Source organism: Mesorhizobium sp. M0698 (genome assembly GCF_040320455.1).
In the GTDB taxonomy this organism is placed as follows: domain Bacteria; phylum Pseudomonadota; class Alphaproteobacteria; order Rhizobiales; family Rhizobiaceae; genus Mesorhizobium.
Window position 1 is genome coordinate 26,499 of the sequence record NZ_JAMYPQ010000020.1, and the last position, 25,579, is coordinate 52,077.

29 protein-coding genes and 4 pseudogenes are annotated in these 25,579 nt (G+C 59.5%); 17 read left to right on the plus strand and 16 right to left on the minus strand.

What is annotated here, in order from left to right:
* The first annotated feature begins 209 nt into the window (after positions 1-209).
* From NKI16_RS28055 to NKI16_RS28070, 4 genes and pseudogenes are all read left to right on the plus strand, one after another.
* Positions 210-1,397: pseudogene (locus tag NKI16_RS28055) on the plus strand (IS3 family transposase).
* A 16-nt stretch (positions 1,398-1,413) separates the two neighbouring features.
* A pseudogene (locus tag NKI16_RS28060) lies at positions 1,414-1,719 on the plus strand (IS66 family transposase); the annotation flags it as partial.
* 108 nt (positions 1,720-1,827) lie between these two features.
* Positions 1,828-2,052, plus strand: coding sequence for a hypothetical protein (locus NKI16_RS28065; RefSeq protein ID WP_352923953.1), 225 nt, complete (start codon positions 1,828-1,830; stop codon positions 2,050-2,052).
* Positions 2,053-2,067: 15 nt separating this feature from the next.
* A complete protein-coding gene (locus tag NKI16_RS28070) occupies positions 2,068-2,328 on the plus strand; it encodes a hypothetical protein (RefSeq protein ID WP_352579522.1) in 261 nt (86 codons plus the stop codon).
* A gap of 485 nt (positions 2,329-2,813) precedes the next feature.
* On the opposite strand, the gene NKI16_RS28075 is transcribed toward NKI16_RS28070, so the two are convergent.
* Positions 2,814-3,530, minus strand: a complete 717-nt coding sequence (locus NKI16_RS28075; RefSeq protein ID WP_352923955.1) for a pentapeptide repeat-containing protein — start codon at positions 3,528-3,530, stop codon at positions 2,814-2,816.
* Between the two features lie 1,025 nt (positions 3,531-4,555).
* Here NKI16_RS28075 and NKI16_RS28080 point away from each other — a divergent pair.
* Positions 4,556-4,768 (plus strand): DUF982 domain-containing protein, encoded by a 213-nt coding sequence (locus NKI16_RS28080; RefSeq protein WP_352923957.1) that lies wholly within the window; start codon positions 4,556-4,558, stop codon positions 4,766-4,768.
* Between the two features lie 132 nt (positions 4,769-4,900).
* Here the strand turns inward: NKI16_RS28080 and NKI16_RS28085 are convergent, their stop codons facing one another.
* Entirely contained in the window at positions 4,901-5,047 is a 147-nt protein-coding gene (locus tag NKI16_RS28085) for a hypothetical protein (protein ID WP_352579519.1), read from the minus strand.
* Between the two features lie 116 nt (positions 5,048-5,163).
* Here NKI16_RS28085 and NKI16_RS28090 point away from each other — a divergent pair, with 116 nt between their 5' ends.
* The 3 genes from NKI16_RS28090 (at position 5,164) to NKI16_RS28100 (ending at position 5,948) form a co-directional block, all read left to right on the plus strand.
* A complete protein-coding gene (locus NKI16_RS28090; RefSeq protein ID WP_352624651.1) occupies positions 5,164-5,301 on the plus strand; it encodes a hypothetical protein in 138 nt (45 codons plus the stop codon).
* Positions 5,302-5,326: 25 nt separating this feature from the next.
* Complete coding sequence (locus NKI16_RS28095) at positions 5,327-5,536, plus strand: hypothetical protein (RefSeq protein WP_352466276.1); 210 nt, start codon at positions 5,327-5,329, stop codon at positions 5,534-5,536.
* Positions 5,537-5,750: 214 nt separating this feature from the next.
* A complete protein-coding gene (locus NKI16_RS28100) occupies positions 5,751-5,948 on the plus strand; it encodes a hypothetical protein (protein WP_352923960.1) in 198 nt (65 codons plus the stop codon).
* Between the two features lie 261 nt (positions 5,949-6,209).
* Here the strand turns inward: NKI16_RS28100 and NKI16_RS28105 are convergent, their stop codons facing one another.
* Positions 6,210-7,091: an amylo-alpha-1,6-glucosidase gene (locus NKI16_RS28105; protein ID WP_352923962.1), complete on the minus strand. Its 882-nt coding sequence runs from the start codon at positions 7,089-7,091 to the stop codon at positions 6,210-6,212.
* Positions 7,088-7,423, minus strand: coding sequence for a glycogen debranching N-terminal domain-containing protein (locus tag NKI16_RS28110; protein WP_352816280.1), 336 nt, complete (start codon positions 7,421-7,423; stop codon positions 7,088-7,090). The genes NKI16_RS28105 and NKI16_RS28110 overlap by 4 nt, the downstream gene beginning before the upstream one ends.
* Positions 7,424-7,902: 479 nt before the next feature.
* On the opposite strand from NKI16_RS28110, the gene NKI16_RS28115 reads away from it, so the two are divergent.
* The 4 genes from NKI16_RS28115 (at position 7,903) to NKI16_RS28130 (ending at position 9,711) form a co-directional block, all read left to right on the plus strand.
* Positions 7,903-8,130: a hypothetical protein gene (locus NKI16_RS28115; RefSeq protein WP_352457911.1), complete on the plus strand. Its 228-nt coding sequence runs from the start codon at positions 7,903-7,905 to the stop codon at positions 8,128-8,130.
* Positions 8,131-8,405: 275 nt separating this feature from the next.
* Positions 8,406-8,624 (plus strand): hypothetical protein, encoded by a 219-nt coding sequence (locus tag NKI16_RS28120; protein WP_352469336.1) that lies wholly within the window; start codon positions 8,406-8,408, stop codon positions 8,622-8,624.
* A 380-nt stretch (positions 8,625-9,004) separates the two neighbouring features.
* Positions 9,005-9,259, plus strand: a complete 255-nt coding sequence (locus NKI16_RS28125) for a DUF982 domain-containing protein (RefSeq protein WP_352816282.1) — start codon at positions 9,005-9,007, stop codon at positions 9,257-9,259.
* A 206-nt stretch (positions 9,260-9,465) separates the two neighbouring features.
* Positions 9,466-9,711, plus strand: a complete 246-nt coding sequence (locus tag NKI16_RS28130; protein ID WP_352816284.1) for a DUF982 domain-containing protein — start codon at positions 9,466-9,468, stop codon at positions 9,709-9,711.
* A gap of 670 nt (positions 9,712-10,381) precedes the next feature.
* Here NKI16_RS28130 and NKI16_RS28135 read toward each other — a convergent pair.
* Together NKI16_RS28135 and NKI16_RS28140 are read right to left on the minus strand one after the other, a co-directional pair.
* Positions 10,382-10,594 (minus strand): hypothetical protein, encoded by a 213-nt coding sequence (locus tag NKI16_RS28135; protein ID WP_352579517.1) that lies wholly within the window; start codon positions 10,592-10,594, stop codon positions 10,382-10,384.
* An 804-nt stretch (positions 10,595-11,398) separates the two neighbouring features.
* Positions 11,399-11,860 carry a hypothetical protein gene (locus NKI16_RS28140; RefSeq protein WP_352469333.1) on the minus strand — a complete coding sequence of 154 codons (462 nt, stop codon included), beginning with the start codon at positions 11,858-11,860 and terminating at the stop codon, positions 11,399-11,401.
* 66 nt (positions 11,861-11,926) lie between these two features.
* Here NKI16_RS28140 and NKI16_RS28145 point away from each other — a divergent pair, with 66 nt between their 5' ends.
* The 4 genes from NKI16_RS28145 to NKI16_RS28160 all read left to right on the plus strand — a co-directional run bounded on the left by NKI16_RS28145 (position 11,927) and on the right by NKI16_RS28160 (position 14,551).
* The gene (locus NKI16_RS28145) at positions 11,927-12,103 is read left to right on the plus strand and encodes a hypothetical protein (protein ID WP_023680685.1); all 177 of its coding nucleotides are present in this window, start codon (positions 11,927-11,929) and stop codon (positions 12,101-12,103) included.
* A 401-nt stretch (positions 12,104-12,504) separates the two neighbouring features.
* On the plus strand, positions 12,505-12,726 hold the full coding sequence (locus NKI16_RS28150) for a hypothetical protein (protein WP_352816288.1): 222 nt from the start codon (positions 12,505-12,507) through the stop codon (positions 12,724-12,726).
* Between the two features lie 251 nt (positions 12,727-12,977).
* Positions 12,978-13,166: a hypothetical protein gene (locus tag NKI16_RS28155; protein WP_352923966.1), complete on the plus strand. Its 189-nt coding sequence runs from the start codon at positions 12,978-12,980 to the stop codon at positions 13,164-13,166.
* 737 nt (positions 13,167-13,903) lie between these two features.
* Positions 13,904-14,551, plus strand: coding sequence for a hypothetical protein (locus NKI16_RS28160; RefSeq protein WP_352923968.1), 648 nt, complete (start codon positions 13,904-13,906; stop codon positions 14,549-14,551).
* Between the two features lie 637 nt (positions 14,552-15,188).
* Here NKI16_RS28160 and NKI16_RS28165 read toward each other — a convergent pair.
* The 8 genes and pseudogenes from NKI16_RS28165 to NKI16_RS28200 all read right to left on the minus strand — a co-directional run.
* Positions 15,189-15,884, minus strand: coding sequence for an ATP-dependent DNA ligase (locus tag NKI16_RS28165; protein WP_352923970.1), 696 nt, complete (start codon positions 15,882-15,884; stop codon positions 15,189-15,191).
* A 204-nt stretch (positions 15,885-16,088) separates the two neighbouring features.
* Positions 16,089-16,214, minus strand: coding sequence for a hypothetical protein (locus tag NKI16_RS28170; protein WP_352816293.1), 126 nt, complete (start codon positions 16,212-16,214; stop codon positions 16,089-16,091).
* A 310-nt stretch (positions 16,215-16,524) separates the two neighbouring features.
* Positions 16,525-16,710: a hypothetical protein gene (locus NKI16_RS28175; protein WP_352923972.1), complete on the minus strand. Its 186-nt coding sequence runs from the start codon at positions 16,708-16,710 to the stop codon at positions 16,525-16,527.
* A 4-nt stretch (positions 16,711-16,714) separates the two neighbouring features.
* On the minus strand, positions 16,715-17,563 hold the full coding sequence (locus NKI16_RS28180) for a sugar phosphate isomerase/epimerase family protein (protein ID WP_352579123.1): 849 nt from the start codon (positions 17,561-17,563) through the stop codon (positions 16,715-16,717).
* Positions 17,564-17,568: 5 nt separating this feature from the next.
* The gene (locus tag NKI16_RS28185) at positions 17,569-18,564 is read right to left on the minus strand and encodes an ABC transporter permease (protein WP_352579124.1); all 996 of its coding nucleotides are present in this window, start codon (positions 18,562-18,564) and stop codon (positions 17,569-17,571) included.
* Positions 18,561-19,562: an ABC transporter permease gene (locus NKI16_RS28190; RefSeq protein WP_352816297.1), complete on the minus strand. Its 1,002-nt coding sequence runs from the start codon at positions 19,560-19,562 to the stop codon at positions 18,561-18,563. The genes NKI16_RS28185 and NKI16_RS28190 overlap by 4 nt, the downstream gene beginning before the upstream one ends.
* A pseudogene (locus NKI16_RS28195) lies at positions 19,555-20,916 on the minus strand (sugar ABC transporter ATP-binding protein); the annotation flags it as partial. The gene NKI16_RS28190 and the pseudogene NKI16_RS28195, both read right to left, overlap by 8 nt.
* 72 nt (positions 20,917-20,988) lie before the next feature.
* Positions 20,989-21,882 (minus strand): annotated as a pseudogene (locus NKI16_RS28200) (substrate-binding domain-containing protein); the annotation flags it as partial.
* Between the two features lie 161 nt (positions 21,883-22,043).
* Here NKI16_RS28200 and NKI16_RS28205 point away from each other — a divergent pair.
* On the plus strand, positions 22,044-23,102 hold the full coding sequence (locus NKI16_RS28205; protein WP_352923975.1) for a LacI family DNA-binding transcriptional regulator: 1,059 nt from the start codon (positions 22,044-22,046) through the stop codon (positions 23,100-23,102).
* 180 nt (positions 23,103-23,282) lie between these two features.
* Here the strand turns inward: NKI16_RS28205 and NKI16_RS28210 are convergent, their stop codons facing one another.
* On the minus strand, positions 23,283-23,486 hold the full coding sequence (locus tag NKI16_RS28210) for a hypothetical protein (RefSeq protein WP_352579128.1): 204 nt from the start codon (positions 23,484-23,486) through the stop codon (positions 23,283-23,285).
* The gene (locus NKI16_RS28215) at positions 23,483-25,324 is read right to left on the minus strand and encodes a HipA domain-containing protein (RefSeq protein WP_352923977.1); all 1,842 of its coding nucleotides are present in this window, start codon (positions 25,322-25,324) and stop codon (positions 23,483-23,485) included. The genes NKI16_RS28210 and NKI16_RS28215 overlap by 4 nt, the downstream gene beginning before the upstream one ends.
* Positions 25,325-25,579 lie beyond the last annotated feature (255 nt).

Sequence of the window (25,579 nt, forward strand, 5' to 3'; positions counted from 1 at the left end):
ACAAACGGCGTTCTAGTCTTCATCCCAAAAATCCTGCAGCGAGGCGTGTCGTAAGTCTTCCTCGCCCCTGAGGTGCTTCACGCGGGCTTTGATCCCCGGCTTGACCCATTGCGTCGCTGGCCGCTTCATGCCCTTGGGCGGTGGTGACCTGCCACGGGTAATTTCCTTCATCTGAGATTAGAGTCCGGCCTCGATTGAAGGACGGACTGATGAAGAGAAAGCGGTTTACGGAAGAGCAGATCATCGCGGTTCTGCGTGAGCACGAAGCGGGGGCAAAGGCGGGCGACCTGGCGCGCAAGCATGGGATCTCCGAGGCGACGCTGTATAACTGGAAGGCGAAGTATGGCGGGATGGACGTCTCCGATGCCAAACGGCTGAAAGCCTTGGAAGACGATAACGCGAAGCTGAAGAAGCTGCTCGCCGACCAGATGCTGGAAGCGTCGGCCCTGCGCGAGCTTCTTTCAAAAAAATGGTAGGGCCCGCCGCCAAGCGCGAAGCCGTCGCGCATCTGCAGGCCGCCATGGGCGTGTCGGAGCGTCGGGCCTGTTCCTTCGTCGGTGCTGATCGCAAGATGGTCCGCTATCGGTCCCGGCGTCCGCCGGAGACGGAGCTGCGCACAAGGTTACGCGACCTCGCCAACGAGCGCCGCCGCTTCGGCTATCGACGCCTGTTCATTCTGCTCAGGCGCGAAGGCGAGGCATCGGGTATCAACCGCATCTACCGGCTATACCGCGAAGAAGGACTGGCCGTGCGCAAGCGACGCTCCAGGCGCCGAGCGGTAGGAACGCGGGCACCGATCCTGGTTCAGGCGAAGCCGAACGCGCGCTGGTCGCTGGATTTCGTCCATGACCAGTTCGGCTGCGGCCGGCGCTTCCGCGTCCTCAACATCGTCGACGACGTGACGCGCGAATGTTTGGCTGCGATCCCGGACACCTCGATCTCCGGCCGCCGGCTGGCGCGTGAACTGACGGAACTGATCGCCCGGCGCGGCAAGCCGGGCATGATCGTCTCTGACCACGTGACCGAGTTCACCTCGAACGCGATCCTCGCCTGGTCGAAGGATCATCAGGTGGAATGGCACTTCATCGCGCCGGGCAAGCCGATGCAGAACGGGCTTCTGCGAAAGCTTCAACGGGCGGATGCGCGACGAGTTGCTGAACGAAACCCTGTTCCTCGGCCTCGACCATGCCCGAACAACCATCGCCGAATGGGCAGACGACTACAACCGATCGCGCCCACATTCGGCGCTCGGATACATCACGCCTGCGGCCTATGCCGCCAATCTCACCGCAACGGACGATCGGCTGCGCAACCCCGACCAGCTCCGCCGATCACCCGTTGCTCAACCCGCGCCATACGGCGTAAAACCCGCCGAGGCTCTAACTGCAGCCGGATGAAAATTCAGTGGCAGGTCACCTGAACCAATGGGGATATCTGACTCGTTACACCGAGGACGGCAGCATGCCGATCGACAACAATCTTCTCGAGCGTGACATCAGAATCTTTGCCACTGGCCGGAAAAGTTGGCTGTTCAGCGATACCGTCGACGGAGCCAGGGCCAGCGCCGTCATCTACAGCCTGATGTTGACCTGCCGCGCCTGTGGCGTCGAGCCGTTAGCCTGGCTGCGCCACGTCCTCACTGAACTACCTCAGCGCCCCGAGAACGCAGCCATCGAGGATCTGCTGCCCTTCAACTTCGCCAAAGCAGCAGCAGCCTGATCAGACCAGATACCGTTCCCGATTCGAAGGCCATCCCTCGAAAGCGCCCGCGTCAACGTGCAGGGAAAATAGCGCTTACCGATTCTCAGTCACCGAAGGAGATCACGCATGCGAGCCTATGACAGTGCCATGTCCGCCTCTTGGGCAATGCTGCCTGAGAGCATTGAGCAGTTGCTCGAAATCGCTTCTCGCGAAAATGATCCGACCCCTGAGGCGCTCGAGGCGTACCGTGCTGCGCGCGCCGACAACGGCGAGCGGCTGTCAATTCGTGGCAACGTCGGGATCCTCGACATCAGAGGTCCGCTCTTCAAGGGCGCAGAGCGGCTTGGATAGGCTCTTGAGGTGAAAATGGCGAAATGGTTCGAGCCGACCGGCGACAGCTATTTCTCGCATATCAACCGCCAGAGCATCGAGGCCGTCATTCGGGAGGCGAAGGGTGATCAGGCCGCGCTTGCCGTCAAGGCGGCGGGCAAGAAGTTCGACGACCATTTGCATCGAGTTGGCTCATCTGGGGATCACGACCTGCACGGCCCCCACTCCGGTAACAACAGGCTGCAAAATTGGAACAGTCGTTTGGCCCTCTCCATAGCCCTTCAGATGCGTCTTTGATCATTGCCTGAGGAACGCGCCCGTGTAGGTCTGGCCACGACCGCTGCGGGTTCTTCGACGACCCGCTGTCTTATGACTTACCTTGCGTAGACACAGCTTGTGAAAACGCGCGATAAGGTCGGCCTGCGCTAGATTCAAAGATGGCCGGGGCACTTAAGCCCCCCAAGATGCCGCGGCCTATTTCAAGTGCTGCGAGGCGAGTATGATCGACGCGTTGGTGCCAGGCTTCTGAATGATAATCACGACGATGGTAGTCATTCTCGACGATACAAGAGTTGCTGCCACTTATTCGGACAGGAGCTACCGGTTCGATTGAACCGGTAGCGGTGAACGGAAGGGGCACAAACACCCTTCGGCCGCGATTTCGCCAATAGCAATACCGCAGAAACGTGCCACCTTGGCGGAGGATCTGCGCCCTCCGAAGGCAGAAGTTACAGGTTCAAATCCTGTCGGGTGCAGCATTGCCGCAGTTCGCTTGCCGACAACTATTCCTGCTGGAATTGACAGGGCCAATCTTCAGGCCTCGTCAAGCCAGAAGGCAACTCGGTCCGGGCGTCTCCGCAAGCCATGGTGAGCTGCCACTGGGACAGACCCACCGAATTGGAAAGGTCGACGCCCTCGATACGGGTCAGAAAGAAAAAGGCGCGGTCAAAGTCTATCGGCGCGGTGAACGTCGCTCCCCGGAAGTCCGCCCGTGCGAGATTGGCAAACGAGAAGCGGCTGCCGCTGATATCGGCGTCATGGAACTGCGCACGCCCCAATTCTGCCTTTGTGAAATCAACATTGGTCAGATTGGCGTCCTGGAAATTCGAGCGCTGTATTTCCGCGCTCGCAAACACAGCGCCCTGCGCGTCCATACGGCTGAAGTCGGTCCTGTAGGCCTCGATTCTGTCGAACCGGGCGCCTTTGGCGGTCGAGTCGGCCAGGGAAGCACGCACAAGCGTTGCCTTCTCAAGATTTGCGGCAACGAGATTGCTGTTCCTGAGGTCGGTCGAAGTGAAATCAACACCGAACAGGTTCGCTCCGCTCAGGTCCTGTCCTTCTAGGATGAGAAGCTTCTTGTCACACTCGTGCCAATTGACGCCAGGCGTCGCGGCTGCGTTGCAATTTTGAGCGGCAGTGGCGTTCTGCCAAGCAAACACAGTGCAAACCGCTAGAACCAAGCCGGATGCGCCGTAAGCTCTGGTTCGTCTCAAAGTCATTGTTGCTGGACCTCTGCCACTCGCCGACACTCAACCTTACCACATCTGCTGACACACGAGCCACGGTGACCACCGCCGTCACAGTTAGCGCATTTCTCATATTCAAGCTTTGATGTTGATCAACCGATCAACCCGCGCGTGGGGCGCGATTTGCGAGCGCCTCCCCATATCATCGCCGGTCCAGCAGAGATTCATTTGTCACCGGCCAGGCGCTTCATTCCGCAGGTATGCTTGACTAAGCCGAGGAGAGCGGTCGTTCAGGATGGCGCGGTCGCGTGCCAAGATTGGCCTCCGCTCTGGACGTTTGTCTCGCTAATGAGGAGCCTGCTCGGGTGCTGATCGCCACCGCCGGCGTCCGCTGCCGACAAGCGTGAATCCACTTGGTTCCGCACCGATCGGTACTTGCCGACGGCGAGGTTGACCCGGCACGGGGTGCTCGTCGCGTATCCTGATTCCGCTGTCGCATGAACCCCACGACTTCGCTTAGCGAGGCCGAAGTTGATCTCTGCCATCTACCAGGTCGAAACATCAACCCCGCATATTTGTGTCGTAAGCTGACGTGCCGCGAATACCCCGTTTTCGGTAGGCGGGCTTTATGGCGGGCGCCCAACCTATTCTTGTATTTTTATTGATGTAAACAATGACTTATGGCGGTGAGGGAGGATTCGAACTCCGCGCTTGGAAGAGCGTCCTTCTCGTCTTCACCGTGCAGGCCGGTTACTCTGGGCGGCAGAGTGCCCTTCCGCGCTTCGTTTCCGATATCAGCGCCGGCAACTGACCAAGGCATAGCGGGCTCGTAACGATAAGGACGGTTCTCGCTATTTGAGGACCGCAACGGGTTGGCGAGTCTAGTCTGAGCGATCAAGCCCGCGCTCTGGACGAGGTCCCATCCTCACAGAATGTTCGCCCACCGGGCCAAACGTGACGCAACGGAACGGATGGTTCACCCGTAAGGTCTTGGGGAGATTGCGAAAGGAGACCAGCATATGACCTGCGAACGAGACGTCGGCACGTTCGAAGAGCCCGTGACCGTTTTGCTGTCCTCCGGCAAAGTCAGTGTTTTGAGCACCCGCGAAGCCGCCGAAATGCTGCTTTACCGCTGGCCCATTGGAGAAACCGGGCGCCGCATCCAGGCTCGCATGGCGTGCATGAAGGTGCTCGGCGGCGGCAGCGCACCGGAGGTAGCGCGCGTGGCATTTCTCAACGCCGCCAAGGAAGCGAAAATCCTGACTGCTTGACATCTCGTCAACGCGTGCCCCACCACTGTCCATCGTGCATCACTCTTGCAGCGGCCGTTAGAATGGTGCAAATATCGTGCATCGATCGCTCGGAGACGCTGGATTCTTGCGCGAGAAGGATGGAGTCGCGGATCAACAGCCGACGTCGACCCGCGCGTTGCTGCCCTCTGTGGCGAATTCCACGTAGAGATCGTCCCCAAGGGCCGCTATCCGAGAGAAGGCCAGACGCGCGCCGTCGGCTCCATCCGCCGGCTGATCGACAATCATGGCGCTGAGCATGCACGGTTGGTCCTGTGTGTCCTGGCTGAGGGCCGCGGCGAACCACGCGCTCACCGAAGAAAGCAGCCTGACGGCCTGACTTGCTGCTGGCCGGTCCGGACCTAGTGGAGCAGGGCATGGCCGCCGTGCTCGAGGTTTTCGACGCGATCCCGCTCGGCGCATACATGGCGATCGTCAATGAGCTGCGCGGCCGCGTTCATCAGAGGCATGCGCTAGCTGGGATCCTTACCGGCGCCTCCGGGAGAGCTCGCTAACGCAAAGGAGACTATTCGGTCCCGGATGGCCAAGGCGGACGCCAGCGAGGCTGAAAAGGGCCGGCAGGGCTTCACCAAGCGCCAGCGCAGCCGCGAGGAACTGATCGCACTCGGCAAGAGGATGCTCGCGGTCAAGGCGTCAGTGCCTCATGGCGAGTTCGGACCATGGCTGCGCGATCAGCCTATCACGTACGATTTGGCTTTGCAGGCGATGCGGCTGGCCCGCGGCTGCTGACTAGAAGCGATCGGCCGAACCAAAGAAGAGGCGCTCCCTTGTTTAGTGCTTCCCTTGTGATCTTCCTCAGCGTCCGCTGTTTTGACAGGGAGCGCATTGGTCATTCGGCCCATCGCGCTTTTCTGCGGCCCGCCGTTTCGCCCGACATCAGGGAACGATATCGCCCCCCATGTATTAGAAACCCATGGACACTATGGAACCCCACGGCCACGGGATGGCGGCCGATCTTTTGACATCGGAAGTTGCCAATGCCAGGCAGCGCATCCACCGGACCGAGCTCGCGCTTCAACGCACTGAAGAAATGCTGGCCGAAAATCTTGCGCTGTGCAGCAGGATACGAACTGCGGTCGAGGCCGCAGACCGCTTGGTTAAGATCGATCCCCCCAGCTTTGAAGGACGTCGCGCGAGTTGAACTGGGCCGGCGGTTCATTCGTTGCGACCTTCAGGCCACCGGCACCACTCGCGCTCAAGCACGGCGGCAACCAGGTCGACAGACGGCGAGCGCGGCTCATCGTGCGCGGCCTGGTGCTCGCGAGGAACCTGTCATCGGGCATGCGCTCCACTGCCTCGAAATGCCATCGCGCGCGCGGCGCCAACAGAAGGAAGACGTGGGGCCTGAGGCCCACACCCCCATTCCGTTCCGCTTCGCGGACGGACATGCTCGCTCCCTCGCTCATGCGGCACTATCCGGTGTTGAGCCATATTGCTTTTGAGAGTGAAGGATGCGGCTGATCGCCGTCGCATAGCGGCTGATCTCGGCGTTGGGGTAAAGCCTCAGCGTTCGAGCTTCTTCCGCTCCTGTGCAACATGCGGCGACCAGTAGCGCTGTCCGGCTTGGTAGGTGCGAGCGTTCAGCGCGGTTGGTATGCTGCGAAGACGTAACCTTGCACCTCGACCAAGGCGATCGGTCCCTTGGGAATAGTGCCGTCGGTATGGAAGATCGCATCGGCACTGTCCTTCCAGCCCTGATTGAAGAGGCCCGATCCGCTGCCCTGCTGTAGGTAACGAACCCCTCCCCGTTGCGGGCTCCGACTTCTTCCATCCAAGCCGTGGCAGCACCCAGTGATTCCCAAATGCGATCGACAAAGTCCTCATCTCCGGTCCTGTCGGCGTAGGACGAAGCCAGATAGATGTACAGCGGAGTGGTGTCGACGCCATCATAGTAACGGCCGAACGGCAACTCGCGAAGCACGGCCATCTCGCCCTTGCGCGTTTCGTGCATGATCTTGCCTGGCTCCGCGTCTCCGAAGACGGAAGTCTCGGTCGATTGGTAGCGGGCGAGAAACGCCAGCACGCCACGGGCAAGCTCGGGATTGAGCCAGAGCATCTGCAAGGCGGAAATGACTCTGTCGCGACCAAAGGCGGTTGAGAACCATGGAATGCCGGCATACGGGTATGGTCCCGTCTCGAGGTCGGTTGTCAGGAGCGCGATGTCGGTACGTATGCGGGCCAGCCAGTCATTGAACACTTCCGGAACTGAAAACGGTGGCGCCTTGCCGGCGCTTTGAGCGAATCGCACATCGCGCTCGCGCAGCGGCGGCACGAAACCGGTCACTGGATGGAATCTCTTCGCCGTGACCGACCATCCAGATGGAGGATCCTGCGGTCACGGCTCGGCACGACAATGCGGAACTCGGCGTAACTGGAATGCACCTGATCCGGCTTCACGGAAAACGCAATGACCGACTGGCGCGCCACATTATCGAGCCCTTCGTACCGAAATGTGACGCTTGCCTCACCAATCAGCGCGTCAGGGGCACGACCGCGACGGCTACGCGTGGTGCCGCGCACCTCGAACATGTCTCGGAAATCGGCATCGAAGTCGAGACGGACCGGCAACGCAATCTCGCGCGCGAAGTAGTTGGTGAAGGTAATGCGCTCGAGCAACGGGGGGTCTTCGCGCGAGCCAGTTATCCGATCTCCCGCTCAGAAATTTCTACCAAATATTCCGACCTCCTGATGGAACCCATTCGTTGCGGGCGAGTTGCGGCTCATTGGGACGGACTTCCCGAACATGACGACCAGCAACAAAGCAGACCATCAGTCTGTCTCCGAAGCGTTTCGGAAACTGATCCGTTCCGAAGGCTATCGTCATAACGTACAAACGTTCTTAAATCTGGGGGTCGAACCAGAACTGCCGCCAACCCTACAGTCATTACTTGCGGCTATTGATCGGGCCAAACAGGCCCCGACGGAAGAAGGTCCCTAGCCGGCTGGCTGAGCGTCAAAGCGGGAAGAGTACAGAGGCTCGCTCCGTACTTTTTTCTGGTTCCCGCTCAGAAATTTCCACCAAACATTCTTCTTGATTTTTCCCGACAGTGGGTCATGAATGCCCCTTGGGTTCTCGCTGAGGTGGGAGGCCTTGTATGAACGTTTGGACGAACTGCCGACCCGACAAGGTGACTGCCAAACACCTTGTTCACGAGCTGATCTTACAAGCCCGTCGCGGCCAAATCATCTCCGTCAAAGAGACTATCGCAGCGGTGCGCCGAGACGGGCCACATCTGGCGGAAACTGACTGCGAGCTGGTGGAGTTTATTGTCAATGTTGCCCCAGCCTTTGGCCTGTTCGTCGGGTTCGACCTCCGCGAATAGCCTCATGGCAACCCATTGGTTCTCCCCTGCGGTGTACGTCAGGACAGACCGACCTGGGATTGTGGGAGAAAGGCGGCTCGAGGCGCGTCAATAGGATTCGAGGAGGAGCATGGGGTCTTCGCGAGCCGGTGTCCGACCCCCACCACAGAAATTCTACAAACATTCCTGACTGTCGCGGCCCAGCGCCGTACCAATTTGTACAATTCGTACATGGCCTTGATGCCGCTCAGGTAGGGAGTAGAGTCACCGTTCGGCGTGTCCCTGGGGAGGGCTGGATGAGCGTCGCGCGAAGGGTCGGTCCGTTTCTAGAACAAGCAATTACTGTACTCCTCAACAGGGCGGACCGTCGCGACACGGTCTCGATCAAAGCGGCACTACGCGAAGCTCGGGAGACTGCGCCTTATTTGGTGGCCTCCGACGAAGAACTAACCGAGGCAATCGTCGAGGCAGCAACTGCCATGGGCCTCTGCGTGGCTTTCGACGCCCAGGAGTAGCTGTCAGCCAACTTCGCTTGCCGTGACCTGGCAATGGCGACCGTGTGCTGCCATTCATTCTCGACATTCCGGCCTTGGCGTGACCGCCCTCACATTAACGCTCTCGCCGAGGACGAATAAGCATCGGATGCCGCAGATTTCCGAATGGTCCTTTGAGGCGATCGCCGCAATGGCTAGACCGACTACAAGCGAAATGACTAGGGCGACACCCACCGGAAGATGATGCATACCGGCTTCGTACCGACCGCTCGGATAAACGTCGATGAACGTTTGGAAACACCCGTCACGGACTCAGACCATCCCTAACAAATGGTTAGCCGTCCTCATCGCTGAGCCGGTTTATAGAGAGGAAACCCGCTAGCCGCCCTAAAGGCCCCTTCATGGTTCGCCACTGGTTCAACCCTCCGGTCCCCGTCAAGACCGAGCGTCCCGGGATCATCCGCAACGTCAACAACGCCGAGGCAGCCGGCGAGGAGCTGATGAAGTGGACCAAGCGTGGCCCTTGGCGGGACCTCGCGGTGCGCGTTTGCATGGCCGTGATTTTCGACGAGATGGAAGCTGAGGAGGCCCGTAAGGCATTCCTGGCTGCTGCAAAAGAGGAGGGGACATTACTCCCCCCAATGACAAGTAGCTAACTTGAGTTGCGGTAAAGGTTCTCTGACCAACACCGCCTTCGCGAAAGGAGCCCGCCGCCCGTGAGAAAGGCGACGGACCCCCACAGCGGCTGCACATCCAAGAAGGACCGCTGCGAGTTCTAAACCCGCGAGGGCCTACATCGTTCCCTTAGCTGCGGCTAAAGCGGGGTTGGTCGGCGGGCTCTTGCCGCTCTAAGTTCCCCCTTATGGGTCCTCTCTGGTTCTCTCCACCGGTCTACGTGAAGACGAAACGTCCGGGCATTCGCAATGGGGTCAGCCACGTCGAGGGAGCCGCCGAGGAACTCATGGGGTGGGAGACAAACGGCCCGAAGTGGACCAAGGCGGTCCAATCCTGCGTCGATGCGTTCGAGGGCAAAGCCTCCCCCCAAGAGGTCCGTGAAGCCTTTGAGGCGGCTGCCAAGGAGGCCAACGTGTATCTCTCCCCTGAGTAGGAGGTATCATGGCAACCCATTGGTTCGTCCCTCCGGTGTTCGTGAAGACTGAAAGCGGTGTCAGGCATGGCTGCAACAATGCGAAGGAAGCCCTTGAGCAGCTCAAAATGTGGACCCGGCGAGGGCCTCGCTGGCATAAGGCGGTGACCCTCTGCCTCCAAGCTCGAGGCTTTTCCCTTCACCCGCTACGGACCGCGGCCGAGGCGGCGAGAAAAGAGCGGCTTCGGCAACTCAACGAGACAATGCGCTCAGACAACGGGCCGGACGGCTGGATGTCACGATGAAAGGAGAGCCCTCCACCGTGAGGCAGTGGCGAAAACCTTGCATTTCATCACGTTTGCACCTCCCTCGACTTGAGCCATCACAAATGCTCTGATCCTCCTTCCTTGTGAGGGGGCAACCATGTTTCGACTCGTCGCCGCTGCGGCGATTGCCGGCATTCTGATGCCGACGGCGCCGATCGTCATGCGCCCGGATCCGCAATACCCTGGTCGACAATCCCGGTCGAGGGCTGCTGCAAGACGTGCTCCGCCGGGAAGGCGTGCGGCGATAGCTGCATCTCGAGGGAGAAGAACTGCTACAAGGCGCATTGGTGCGCGTGTGAAGATCACTAACAGCCCTGATACCGGCTGTGGACACGCCATTGTGCGAGCAGTGGGAGCGGACCCTATCAGCGCATGAAGGGACTAGGATACGCATGACGACGCTTCAATCCGCCATGCAAGTGCTTGTCCGCCGCCAGGGTGAACAGAATAAGGAACACCAGCGTGTTCTTGAGGAAATTGTCGTTGAAGGCGGAAAGGAACTGCGTCCAGAAGAGAGGCGCATAGCGCCGTGACGTCATCAGATGGCTAGTCGTATGGCCGTTCGTGGCGATTTCCATTGGGGCGGCTTCCATTGGGCAAGACCGTTGAAGATCGTGGCCGTATCGATCAGCGGTCTTGCGCGGTTTGAGCTTCTTGTAGTGGGAACCCGGTTAGACTTCGTTACTGCGGCTCAAATCGATCAGCGGCTTTTGGGGTGGGGTCTTCTAGCCGGTTCATGAAGCGGCTTGCGCCATGAAACTGATGGCGCCGTCATTATCGAAGCGGCGATGGCGAAATTAGCATGGTGAAATGTTTGCAGGCGCTTGAACCCTTGGGAGCATAGCTGTTGGACGTCATCGATATTGTCTTTTGGTTTCAGGGTGAGGTTGCGCCGGCGTTGGTCTGTCTCCAGGCCGGATACAATCAAGCGGTCTTGCGACGGTCCGGACGAACGCAGCGTCAGCGCTGCTCCGCAGCAGCGCGCTGTAGACGGCGGTCGCCAGCCCGCTTGAGGCGCAGTTGCCGCAACCACTCGCCATCCTCTCCGAGCGGATCGCAGGACAGTTACGCGAATCTGAGCACTGCCAAATCGGCCTAATTTTCCACTGCCGAATGGACGATGAGACGCGTAAGCGAGTTTCCGGACCGGAAGCTATGCGTTGGGTTGCCCAAACGATGCAGAGGCGCTGCTGTGTTGGCGCGACACGCTCGACCGCAGGTGCGGACGGCATAAGAATTTTGGAGAGGCCCGTGGTGACTGGGGATTGCGCCGGTATTGGCGACGCGCGAAGACTGGGTCGATATCTGGGCGAAGGCAGCCCCTGCGACGCAACAACTTCATACCGGAGAATGGAGGCCGCGCTGGGAGGTTGTTGGTTAGGCTACCAACTCAAAGTGATTGTCCGGGAGAGTTCGGCGATGTCGCCATAGATCATCGAACCTGTGACGAGAAAACATTCATCACCGAGGACTTCGAAGGGTGAGCTTGACGCGGTACAAACCGGCAGGTTCTTCGAATTGGCGTACGTGCCGAGCGTCGCGGTTTCGACCTTACGGTCCTTGGCTTCGGCACAGCCGACACTGATCGCGAGGATTGCGATAGCAATGAGAGTCGTCTTGCTCATATTTTGCCCCTGGAGCCAGCTCTTGTCGGGTAAGTCGCGCGATGCATCAAAATAGCACCGGCCCACGATCGGCTTCATCCATCGATTGGAGGAAGCGGGCTCATCCATAATTAGCAATATCTTGAGTAAGGCACCGAGCGCACCAGACTCATGGAACGGCGCGCGGAATTTCCATTCGTGACGAGGTGGCGATCCCGGCCGCCTTCGCAAACGGGTCATTCAGCACTGCGTAAACGTCTCGATTCCGAGCTATAGCTTTCCGCATTCGATCTCGATCATACCAAGGTGAAGAAGGGGCAGCAGATCGAGCTTACCGGAGAGATCACGCGCGTAGACGAGGAAGGCGGCAGGGTGACCGTCGATCTGGGACCACTGGTGACGATCGACATCGACAAGGTCAGGCTGGTCGAGAAGTACAGGACGCCAAAGCGCAAGAAGCCGCTGCGCGACATGGTGGATTAGCTCGCGGACCGCCACTTATCCACGCGACATCGGTACCACTCAAACGAATGGCAATTTTCCGTCTGAATGCGTTTAGGGTCCATGCTCGGAGACCACGCATGGGGATCGCGCGGGAGACAGTGACTCCCCGTTTCAAGGCGTCGAGATGCTACGAGCACCGAAAAGTCAGTTCCTTAGACCTAAAGATCGGGCGATCTGCCAGCGGGTTGTCGACCAGGTAACCGCCGACGCCAAATGGTACAGCACCCCGATAGACGGTCAGATTCTGGCCTCGACCACGCTGAATCTCTTTCAATCAGGGGTCGTAAACGAAACGAATTTGCTGGCACATGTTCGCGCGCGGCGCCACGACTTCACTAAACTGACAGGCTAGTTCTTCACCCTCGCGACATAGGCGCGAAATGTGGTTCTTCGTAGTCCGCCGGCCTATTGTTAAGCAGATTGAGCGCCCGCTTTATGTCCCGATGCAGATGGTCGATCGCTTCCCAATGCTCGCCAAATGGCTTGAGCGACAACTGCGCGTCGCGGAGTTCTACCGTCAGAAGCCACGCCTGTCGTTCAATTTTGGCGAGGTGATATTCGGAAACGGCTTCGTGTCGGCGAGGGTGCGGCATCCCGCATAATAGGAATATATTCCGCATGCCGTCAAGGCAAATAGACTTCGTCCTGCCCTCAGCGCCTGCTAGCCGCGGGCATTTTGGGGGAAGCATGAATCAAGTTATGTGCGTTTGTAGCCATCAGCGTTTTTGTCGGGCTGCGCTACTCGCCCAGCCGACATCAAGCCCACGCTGGTTTCGTCCAGCGTATACGCGGGCAAGTCCTGCAGCCAGTTGGAAGCCGAACTTACCGAACGAGTTCCGACCTGGCGCCGATAATGGCCGTACAAGACAGAACCGCCCGCCATGACGTGGATGGCGTGTTTTGGCTTGGCTTGCCGGTTGGCAGCATGATGGACGACACAGACATCAAGGCAGGTGAAGCCAAGATCGGCGAGTTGAAGGGCAACATGGACGCGATCAACGCAGCCCGACGAAAGGGCGGCTGTGTTGCCGGCACTCTGTAAGCCGTTCCAACGTTAAAATTGTCGGCTTGCTTCCCGCCCTCGCGACTGCCGAGTGGTCGTTTCATCGATTGACTCGCGTAATGCACCGGCAGTTAATCTCCCCGCAAGGGCAAAAGAGGGGCTATGAAACTGGGAGAAAACGATGACTGTCCAAAAAGAAGACTATCGAACCAACAGAGCCGACTACGCCATAGCTGCGATGCATAGCCGAGCGACCGCTGAGGGCGATCGTGACGATTTGGTGGCGAGGAAAAAGTCCCTGTGGGTAACAGATCGGCGATCTGCAAAATTGGCTGCAAACCCGTCCGAAAGCTCGCCAGAACCCAAGGCAAAACCGCGCGGTAAGTGAATCGGACGCCAGCCACTTTCTTACCGCCGCGTACTTCGTTCGCATGGTTCGATTATATTAGATTTATCTAAAATACTAACCAGCCAGTCGAGCATTCCCGAACGCTCGCTGGTCAGGCCCAGCGGCCCCCCTAACCCAAGCTGCTGGGCCGCCACTCAGAGCAAAGCGCGATGTATGAGCATACCTAGCATAACGGTGATCGTCTCCACCTTGCCGGCCTTGCTTAGCACCACCTGAAAATCAGCTTCGAATCCCCGAATGTGCGGGGTCCCAGTGGCCATCACTAGACATTTCGAGATTTGCGGTTCGAGCCGGCTGCGTTGCGCAGGTGAATTCAAGATCGGTGTCTGCGCTAGCCACGAATGGCGCATCGTCCATCAGGACATTGGTGACGTCAGTCGTCGGCCCCTCCGGGCCGTCTGCCGGCTTCTACCCTCAACCGCTTTTCAATCAGAAAGAGCTGGCAGATCCCATTATCTCTCGACTGGTCTGGCCAACAGACAATGTCTGCACCTACAATAACCTGGTGATCAAAAACGCCACCGCAAATCTCATTCCCGGCACTTTTTGTGGAGGGCTCACTCTATCGGTCGGAGCGGTGGTCAATCTTGCCGCGGGAACGTATGTTATCAGGACGGGAGGGCTTTCGCTCTCCTCCGGCGCGGTTCTCGATGCAGCTGAAGGTACCACCATCGTTCTACTCGACGATCAGGCCACCATCACAATGCAGGCCGGCGCCAAGCTACGCCTGACGGCGCCGACCAGCGGCCCGTGGATGGGGATCGCGCTAGCTCAAAAACCCCAAGGCGTGGAGAGAACCTCCACGCTCATTGGCGGTGGCGATACAGATCTAGGCGGTATAGTCTATCTGCCGTCACAAAAGCGTTTTCTTACAGGTGGCGGTGCATTGTCGACCGACAGTAAGCCTCGCATCTTTGTGGTCAACCGCATCGAGATGAACGGCAATGGCTCAATTTATCTTGCTGGCGCAAGTGACTTATTGACAACGAATTCTGCAACGAGACTGATGAATTGAACTTGGCTGCAGCCAGCGCAGTGTTGTGAGACAGACTGCATTTGAGGTTCGCTGCTTCCGTGTTGGACGGATCGAGCGACTGACCCGCGGCCCGAATTGAGGTGCGCCCCTCAGCCTCGCTCGATCATGGGGACCTAAGTCTGACCTGGCTGCGCAATGGTCCGGTGCATATGCGGCGTCGGGAACAACCGTGGCCCATTCACAGTTGATAGCGCCATCTCCGGGAGGAGAAATCGGCGCAAGAAAAGTCCCTTCATTGCGCTGAAAAGGCCCGCCGGCCATTCCTGGACTTGGCAGGCGGGGCCTTAATTTCCCGGACGCTCCGGATCGTCGCCGAAGCCAAGCAGAGAAGCGTGCCGTATATACTTGTGCTCGCCACGAAGGTGCTTGATCCGCAGCTTCACGCGCGGCCCAACCCACTGCGTTGCCGGTCGCTTCTTAACACCCTCCGGAGGTGGCCCGGCATGTTCCTGGACCTGCTTCCATAGGCGTTCCTTCATATCGCGGCCAAGGGTGATGAAGGCCGACCCGACATATTTTCCGGTACCGGGCTTCGCCAGCAAGGCGAATGCCGCCTTGCCCGGCTCGCGTTCGACGCCCAGTAGCTCGTATTCCTGGACTGTGAAGCTCTTCGTCTTCAGCCAATTCGTCGTCGGGCCGCTTCGATACGGGCTGTCGGCGCGCTTGGAGACGATCCCCTCGAGCCCCGCCTGGTCGGCAAGATAGAAGATCGCCTTGGGTCGCCAGGTATGGCCTCACTGAACTGGATGCGGCTGTTCGGCCTGATAATGCCAAATAGAATTTCCCGGCGCGCTTTGCAGCCGATGTCGCGCAGATCGTGGCCGTCCAGATGCATGATGTCGAAGGCACCGAGGATCATGGCGTAGGGATTGCTGTGCACGGCTTTCTGCAGCGCGTCGAAGTCGGGCAGCCCGGCCGTGCTGGTGACAACCGCCTCACCCTCGAAGTTCGCGTTCTCGACATCGAGCTCACGCGCCGCTTCGACGAGGCCGGTGAACTTGCTGGTCCAATCGGCGCCGGACTTGGTGAAGACCCGGATATCGTCGGCGCTGTTGATGACGATTTGAGCGCGGTAGCCGTCGAGCTTGATCTCGTGAATCCAGTGCTCACCCTCGGGCGGCTTGGCGACCAGCTTTGGCTCCATAGGCGGAACGAACTCGAGCCGGCCGGAGCCGGTACTTACAATTTTACTCACCCACTGAATTGTAGGTACAAAGCTTATATTAGCCAGAGTGAACGGAACGTGATTCCGCACGGAAACCAATACCCGACGGTTGCGTTGCGGATAAATGACCAGGATCAGAACCGACAACATCGCCACCGGCTACGAAGGCAGCATGACGGGCCGGTGGATGACGAATCGAAGCACTTTGTCTACTGCCCAGTCTGCGGGCAAACGTTCGACGCGCGCGATCTTGGACAGGTGTTTCATCACGCCGAGCCGCAGCACGAGCCGCTTCCGGTCGAGCGATAGTCCAGCTAGTTCAGCGCCGGGGGCCGGCTAAGCCTGAAAGCCTTAAAGTGCGGCAGCGATGCCCATCACCACTGATTGCTTGGGATAGTCGAGCACCCGCAGCGTGCCCGGCTCGTCGCCGCCCACGCCGCAGATCGGCAACACCTGGTAGTCGTCGTCGAACGGCAAAATGTCGCCGTTGGCAGTAAAATCGCATTCGGGAAAACAGCTCTTCAGGAATGCCTCGACCCCCGCGCAGGGCCGATTGCGACCGCGCGCCTGACGGCGGCAGGATGATGAAGCTGTCGACCTCGTCCCGACAGGCATGCCGGAAATGTCGATGGCGAAATCGATGAGAACCTACACGCTGTGTAAGGGCATCCGGCATTTCATCTGTAGCCCAGCCCCTCCCAAGCACACGAGGCGTGCCAGCCCGAAGCCTTATCAATCAATTGCTTCGACTAAATGTTGCGAATACCTGACGCCCGATTTCCCTCTTCTAGTTTGGCGTTTCCGGGCAAAACTCTACCGGGCGCAGGCGTTTTTCACCATGAGCGCCGTCGTTACGGACAAAAAGACTCTCGGCGAGCACGCTGTCGAATGTCATCACCGAGAGCTTTATGTTGGTCTTGCCGACGTCGAAGACGGCGATCTTCGCGCCGTCCGCCTTCTGCCCGTCATCCATTGTGCTAGATCAGACCGTATTGGCGAGCCTTGTTGCGCAAAAACGGCAAGCCATTACCCATCACTTCGGCCTCGTCCTTCGCGACTGGCCGCCAGACTGAGAGGCCGTAGGAGACTTCCGGCGGCATGTTGATGAAGCTTTCCATCGCAAGTCCACCCTTGAAGCCGATCGCCGCGAGCGTCGCGTAGATCTCGTCCCAGGGGCAATTGCCCGTACCAGGTGTGCCGCGATCGCTCTCAGACAAGTGGATATACTTCAGGTGGTCGCGAGCGGCCAGAATACCATTGGCGGCCCCCTTCTCCTCGATGTTCATGTGATAGGTGTCGAGATGGACAAAGATGTTGTCGGCGCCGACTTTCTCGAGCATCCAGACGGCCTGCGCGCCGGTATTTATCAGGTGGTTCTCGTAGCGGTTCACCGCCTCGATTCCGAGCTCTATGCCGCGCGTCTTGGCGTGCTTGGCGGCGACGGTCAGCACATGCGCGATGTTGTCGTATTCCTTTTCGGTGGGTGGCACGCCGGTGCGTTCACCGATACCACCGAAAATCACACCGGAAAGCGCCAGAGCGCCCATCTCTGCAGTCTTGTCGATGGCCACTTTGAGATGTTCGATGGCGGCATCCGGCCGCACCGAGGCCCAGGCCCGCTCCGGCAAGCCAAGCGAGCAAACAGCTGGAAGATTGTGCTTTTCGAGCAAGGCGCGCGTATGCGCGGCATCGACCGCCGGCGCGTTCAGAAGCGCGATCTCGATAAAGTCCATGCCGTATTTGACGGAAGCGGCGATCGCCTTCTCTGCGCCCGCCCGGTCCCAGTTCATCGTCCACATCGAGGTGTGGACCCCAAAACCATGCATCTAACTCACCCTTTGTTTGTGTTTAGGAACTTTAGGCGCCCGGCAGCCCAGCGCAGGATCATCACCGTGATCATCAAAATGCCCCAGACCGCCGTCGCCAGATGCTGGTTGGCGCCCATCAGATTGAGTCCCGAGGACAGAAGCTGGAGCACCACGAGCGCGACGAAGACAGGGATCACGCCACCGAAGCCGCCGAACGGATTGACCCCGCCAAGAAAGCAGGCAAGCACAGTGATCAGCAGATAGGACTCGCCGTGGCCGACACGCACCGAATTGAAGCGCGCCAGCATGATGATACCGGCGACCGCGCACATCGCACCGGACAGTGTGTAGACCAGAACCTGCACCTTGCGCGTATTGATGCCGGAGTAGCGCGTGGCCTCGATGTTGGAGCCGATCATATAGGTGTTGAAGCCTAGCTTCATGCGCGTCAGCAGGAGGTGCCAGATCAGCACACAGGCGATGAAAATGAGCAACGGAACCGGGATACCAAGAATCGAACCGTAGCCGATCGGCGCCAGGAAGCTGGGAAAGCCGGACACGTCGCCGCCATGCGTCAGGAACTCACCGAGACCGCGCAGGAAAATCATCATCGACAGCGAGACCAGGATCGGGTGAGCCTTGGTGTTGGCGATGACGAGCCCCATGATCAGTCCACTAAGTGCTCCGACCGCAAGGGCAAGGATCGCGCCAAGGACAAAGGCACCGATGCCCGCGTCGACGCCGCCCTGGCTTTGAAGGATCCAAGCGAGCGTCAGCCCGGCGATGTTGGCCGTGAAGGTGATGGCCAGGTTCAGGCCGCCGGTCAGGATCGGGAGCAGCATGGCGAGTGTGAGCAGGCCGAGCTCCGGCAGCTGGTAGGCGACGGAGCCAAAAGTGGCCCGGGAAAGGAAGTTCGGTGCGGCAATGCCGAACACGATCATGACTACCACGAAGGCAGCAAGCGGACCTGCCAGTTCGGGGCCAAGCAAGTTGCGGACGCGTTCAATCACAGCCGTCATGAAGGCACCCGCCGGCTTTTCAGGAACGGCAGCAGGCGTTCGATGCTGGTGTTCGACAGGGTGATGGCGGTCAGGATGATGGTGCCGACGATCATCTTGAACGCGAAAGGCGACACGCCCATCAAATTAAGTCCGTTCTGGGTGATCGAGACCAACAGAACGCCAAGAATGCAGCCGAGCACGCTGCCCTTGCCGCCGCCAAGCCGCGCACCGCCAAGCACTACGGCTGCCAGGACGTCGAGTTCGCGCCCATATAGGGCGTTAGGCACCACTTCCTGCGCGTAGTGCGCTTGGACGAGACCGGCGATGCCTGCCATCAGGCCAAGCCAGCCGAAGGCGATAAACTGCATGGCACCGATATTGATGCCGAAGCGGCGCGCGCCTTCCGGATTGTCGCCAAAAGCGTAGAGTTGCCGACCAGTGGTCGTGCGCGTGATCAACGCCCACGTCGCGAATACGCATATGGCCATAATGAGCACGGGTAGGGTTATCTCCGCCCAGGTGCCGTCAGCCATCTCGCGCTCGAACAGCACCACGCGGTTGGTGAGCCAGTCCGGCAGATTGTAGATCGAAACGCCGCCTGTGAAGAACATCAGCAAGCCGAAGAAAATGTTGTAGGTCGAAATCGTGGCGACGATCGAGATGATCCTGAACCTATGGATCAGGAAAGCATTGATGCAGCCCAACGCGGCGCCCAATGCGCCAGCAATGGTAAGGCCGACAATCCAATTCCCGCCGCCGATCCAGCCAAGGACGATTGCCGTCAGATATTGCACCACGGAGGCGGCAACCGCGAAGGAGATGTCAATGCCGCCGGCAATCAGCACGACGAGCAGACCGATGGCGAAGATGATGTTTACCGAACTTGTGTTCAGGAGGTCAAACGCATTGCCGAGAGTGAAGAACCGGTCTGTCGCAAACGACAGAAAGGCGCAGATGACCGCGATCACGGCGAGCAAAGCCAGCTCTGTTGCATGAGAGCGGACAAACCTACGCATAGACCGCCTCTTCGATCGCCTGGAGGGACGTGGCGCCGGGAACATATTCGCCGACAACGCGCCCCTGAGCTATGTGCAGCACACGGTCCGCGTTGAAATAGACTTCCGGCACCTCGTCCGAGATCAAGATAATCGACAGGCCGCTGTCGGCCAGCTTGGAAACGATATCGAATATGCCGGCACGCGCGCCAACATCAACACCGACCGTCGGTCCGTCGAGGATCAGCAGTTTCGGTTGGGTCGCCAGCCATTTTGCAATGGCGACACGTTGCTGATTTCCCCCCGACAGGGTCGAAACCGCGTCTTCCTGCATTCCGATCCTAACGCCGAGATCCCTTATCCAGCTACTGACCAGGGACCATTTGCGATCGCTCGAAATGAAACCGCCCGAAAGAACCTTGTCCAGCGAGGCAATGACTATGTTGTCGGCAATTGATTGGGGCTGAATGAGGCCGAGCGACAGCCGGTCTTCCGAAAGATAGGCGACGCCGGCGGCGATCGCGTCACGGTTGGAACCGAAGCGAACGGGCCTGCCATCCAGCACAACAGAGCCGGACCTCGGCTTGCGCATGCCGAACAAGGTCAACGCCAGCTCGGTGCGCCCTGCCCCAAGCAGCCCGGTGACGCCGAGCGTCTCGCCGCGCCGGACCGTCAATGACACGTCTTCGAATTCACCGGGCCGCGACAGCCCTTTAACCTCAAGCATGACCGGGCTCGTGCTCAAATCGCGATGCAGGACGGAATAGTCGAAGGTCTTACCGGTCATCAGCTCTGTGATACGCGATTGGGTCAGACCTTTGGTCGGATAGACGCCAACCAAGGCGCCGTCGCGCAGCACCGTCACACGGCTGGAGATTTCGAGAACCTCCGCCAAGCGATGACTGACGAACACAACGGCAACGCCCGACGCCGACAGATTACGCACAATGTCCAGCAGATAGTCGGTTTCAGATTGCGTGAGCGAGGCCGTCGGCTCATCCATGAAGACAAGCTTCGCCTCGCCGACGAGCGCGCGCGCGATTGCTACGATCTGCCGCTGTGCGATGGGAAAATTTTGGAGTGCGAGATCGACATCGAGGGTAACACCAAGCCGTTGCAAAGCGTTGGTCGCGACACGCCGCATTTCGGAATAGTTAACGAGGCGCGGCCACCGGCCGATGACAGTCTGAAACGCGATGTTCTCCGCGACGGTCATCTCGGGGAACAGAGCGAGGTCCTGCCAGATGACCTGAATTCCGCCGGCCTGCGCCGTTACCGGTGACATATGGGCGTAGCTCTGGCCGTCATAGTCGATCCCGGCGCCAGCCTCGGGCTTGTACACGCCAGTGATGACCTTGATCAGCGTGCTCTTGGCCGCTGCTATCGCTGCGCAATGTCAACATGACGTTTGGCGGCGTGAAGGCCCTGAAGAATGTCAGCTTTCCAAGTCGGGCTTGACTGTCCCTAGCCCTTCGATCGTATCGCCATCTTTGACTTCTTTGCCCTTCATGAGCTGGTCGGCTAGCGTAACGAAGACCTCACCCGCCTGCTTCGGATTCCACATGAAGCCGCCGGAGATCGCGTCGCTCTTGATGAGCTTCTGGCCCTGCCCCGGCGAGAATGGGCCGAGCACGAATATTTGGCCCACCTTCCGGCGCTCTTCGATTGCACGGCCAGCGCCAATCGGGCCTTGGCTGCCGAAGGCAAGGAAGCCTTTCAAGCCGGGATTGGCGGAAATCAGATCAAGTGCAGTGCTGCGGCTCTTGTCCACATCCTCGGCGACGCCGTAACGATCGCCGACAAGCTTCATGTCCGGATGGTTCTTCTTCAGATACGCGATTGCCGCATCGGCCCAGGCATTGTGCAGCGGCACCGTCAGCGAACCAACGAAGACTTTGCCGCCCATCTTGTCCGCCAAGAGCTTGGCATGAGCCTCGCCGAAGCCGGTCGCGGACGCGAGTTCGAAATCCCAGTCGGCGCCCTTCTGGCCGGGCGATTCATGCGTGATGACGATGATGCCGGCGTCCTTCGCCTTCTGCAGGACAGGTTCAAGCACCTTCGCGTCATTCGGCACGACACCTATGACCTTGACTCCCTGAGCGATCAGATCCTCGATGGCGCGAACTTGCAGTGCCGGATCGGCACTGGTCGGGCCAACCATGAATGCGTCGACGCCGAGCTTCTGGCCGCGCTCCTTGATGCCCGCCTCCATTGCGTTGAACCAGGGAATGCCGCCGATCTTGACGACGACGCCGACTTTGCCGGCCTGTTGAGCCATGGCAGCGATTGATCCGCCAAGCATAAGGGTCGCGGCGAGCGCCGCGATCATGAACTTTTTCATCTGTACTCCTCCCATAACGTTCCCAACGGGAACACACCTCCGCCACCGATTTGTGCTTGCACAATCGATGGTGCATTAACTATTGTGCATCAAGACGCGCTCGTCAAGCGAGATATTGCTCCAGCGGGATATTGCTCTAAACAGACGCTCCGGAGGGCCAGATGCATCAGCAGGTCAAGAAGAAGGCGACGATCTATGACCTGTCCGTGCTATCGGGCAGTTCGCCGTCGACCGTGAGCGCGGTGCTGAACGGCACTTGGCGCAAGCGCCGCATCAAGGAAAGTACGGCGGAAACAATTCTCAGCCTCGCCGAACGCCACCAGTACACCACCAATCTGCAGGCGCGAGGCTTGCGACGATCGCGATCGGGCCTGGTCGGCCTGATGCTGCCCATCCACGACAATCGCTACTTCTCCTCCATGGCGCAGACATTTGAGGGAAATGTGCGCAGCCGGGGTCAATGCCCGGTCGTGGTCAGTGCCAGCCGCGACCCGGAAGAGGAACGCCGGACCGCGAAGACGCTGATTTCCTACTCAATCGACCAGCTCTTCATCGTCGGCGCCACCGATCCGGACGGCGTGCACGAGGTCTGCGAGGCGGCGGGACTGAGGCATGTCAACATCGACCTACCGGGAGCAAAGGCGCATTCGGTGATCAGCGACAACTATGAGGGCGCGCGGATGCTGACGGAGTCAATCATCCGCCAGTTCGGCAATGATGACCCCCTGCGGCCGGACGAGCTGTTTCTGTTTGGCGGCCGCAACGACCACGCAAGCCGCGCACGCATCGCCGCTTTCCATGCGACCAAAAAGGCACTGTTGGGCGCCGACCCTGATGACGGAGTACAGTCCTCCGGCTATTCGCCCGACATAACATTGCGTGCTTTCGAGGCATTTTGCCAACGCCATGGCAAGCTGCCGCGCGCATTGTTCATCAATTCGTCGATCAATATGGAGGGTCTGCTGCGTTTCATGGCGGGCCGGCCGGCGGAGATGTTTAGCGAGCTTGTCGTCGGTTGCTACGACTATGACCCATTCGCCTCTTTCCTGCCCTTCCCCGTAATCATGGTGCGGCAGAATTTTGAGGCGATGATTGCGAAGGCGTTCGAACTGATCAATGAACCGCCGACGGCCCCGCAGATTTTCCTGATTGCGCCGGAGTTGATCCAACCCAGGTCCGCTTTGAAAGGGCCGCTCGACACGCTGAAGGATATAGCGTGAGCGCCCCGAGAACGGGTCTTTGCACAGCTCTCTTCATCCAGGTATCGACGCCTGACACGTGTACCGTCTTTATGGAAGTCAGCGGCGGTTCGTACCTCAGAGGCGTGCGCCGCTTTGCGTGCACGGCTTGGGATAGTTGTGTGCGTCAAGTTCTGCAAAAAGGGACGGCCATGGTGGTGGTCATGCGGCTTGGCGCAGAGCGCCGTCTCTTTCATGGACACTTCGAGACCGATATAATGTTTCATGGCCGTCCTCCGTTCGATGCCTGGGCCCGGTGTTGATCGCGAGCCCGTTCACCTCGCAAACGTCCTGGCGGCGCGACACAAATTCGAACCAATCCAGATCGGTGACGCCGACATAGATCTTGATCGCGCTGCCGGTCATGGAAACGCCTTGATACGATCGCTCACGATCGCCTTCACTCGCTCCGCGACCTTTTGAGCAGCGTCGGCCCGTCCGGTAAAGGACGGCAGAGCGAGCGTAGGCGCTGCTTCGCGCAGGGCGGCGGCAATCGAACCTATCGCTTCTTCCGCTCGCGCGACCGGCAGTTCGATCGTGCGCGCGAGAGTTAGGAAGTCCTGCCGTGTAAGCCGGTCGTCCTTACCGTTGAGCTTCAGCGCCGTACGATCGCCACCAAGCCCCGGAAAGACGCGGGTCGTCACGGCGTCGTAAAGGGGTGCGAACCGGACAGTCTCGAACCGCTTAGAGCCAAGCTCTGCAATCTTGAGGAGCGCCAGGTTCTTGAGATGCATGTCCCCGTCGGCGATCAGCCACGCGAAAAACGCCCGGCGGAACAAGGTCTCGATATCGGCGGCAGGGTCGGTCGAAAGCGGCCGCAAACCCCGCGCCATGCGTTCGATCGTGCCGTCGTATTTGGCTGAGGCCGGCAGATCGAGAACCGAACAGAAGTCCTCGAGCGCTAGGAAGCGTCGATCATCGGGCCCGCGTCGCACGTCGAATCGCTCGACGACCAATGCAGGTGACATCCCATCCGGCATGTCGATGAGCGCGGCGGCCGAAACCTCGAAGCCCGCTGCGCGACCAAGTTCAAGACAAAGCCATTCGACGACCGGCAGCATTTCGAAGCCCGCGGTTCCGGCCGGCTTAAGGATGTGAGTGAATGGCAGATCGATCGCGGGCAGCAGGGCGCCGTCCGATGCCAAATTCATCGGCGCCTTGATCTGGACACCCGATAATCTCGGCGTTTCCGCGCGCGCAAACAGCTGAGCCAAGTTGTGCTCGAACGTCTCCTCGATCTCGCCTCGCGACGGGCCGACGTATCGACCAGTGAAGCGCCCATCGTCGGTGAACGCGGCAAGTTTGGTGTCGAGTTCGTCTCGCGGCAGGACGTTAAGCTCGGCTTGGCTCTCGACGACCGCGATATTTGACATGTAGCGCTTGCCGCGTCGCAGCGCTTCGCGTTCATCCCGCTGATGGAGCACTTGCGCGAGCCATCCTTCTGGGAGGAGCGACTCGATGAAAGCCGGCAGCTTGCCTGGTGCAGTCTGTCGAACGAGTGGCGGACCGCTGCGCCTCACAGGCTTCCAGCGCCACTCGAATCCATCGTGGATTAGACGGCCGAGGGGATCCCCATGCCATGCCACAAGGAGATCCAGTGCTGCCTTGTTAACGGAGCCCTTGGGCGCCGCCGGGCGCGCAATCAGATAACGCTCAGCGCCCTCCCCTTCGCGGTACCATCCGTTCTCGCGAGCCAACGCCCAGACCGCGTCAGCGGCCACCTGTGGCGAGCCATGTTCCTCTATGAGTCTTGCCGCCATCTCGGCGCGCATCGGTTCGGTGATGGCGCTGGCATGCTCGCTCCGCAAACGGAACGCTTCCAGGAAGCGTTGGCGCGGCGAGGAAACGTCAACTCGCAACTCGCCGAGATCGTCCCCTACCACCGCAGAGGCAGTCGAAGGATGGGGGGGCGCCTCATTCTGGATTATTTCGAGCATCCGTAGCCGGGTTCGTTGGTTGCGCCGACCGCTAACGAACAGGCGGCCGTCAGGTGTGGGAGCAAGAAGTTGGGCAGAGGCCGACGATAGATAGGCAGTAGGATAGAGGTAGCGCGCGATGCGCACGGCGTGGCCTAAAACTGCTTGCTCAACGTCGTCGCCTGATCGTGCATAAACACCGCGGACGAGCGGGACGAGTTCCCCTACCGCCGCTAGCGCATGCGCACGTCTCTTGTCTATTGTCTCTCCAACCAGCAGTATGGGCACGGACTTTCTCGCATTTCAGATGCGCGAAAGTCCGCTAATAGGCGTCAAGAGTCAAGGACTTTCTCGAATCTGAAATGCGCGAAAGTCATGTCTGGCTACCGGCGTCGCCAGTCTGCTCGGCCGCATTCTCGATCTACTTTTTGCCGAATGCACTGCTATCACGGTCGAGCAATGGAACCCCGTCGAATGAGGGCTCGCGCCCAGCGGAAGCGATCAGTCCAGCATGGGTCATGCCCTGCCCTGCGCACTTTTCCG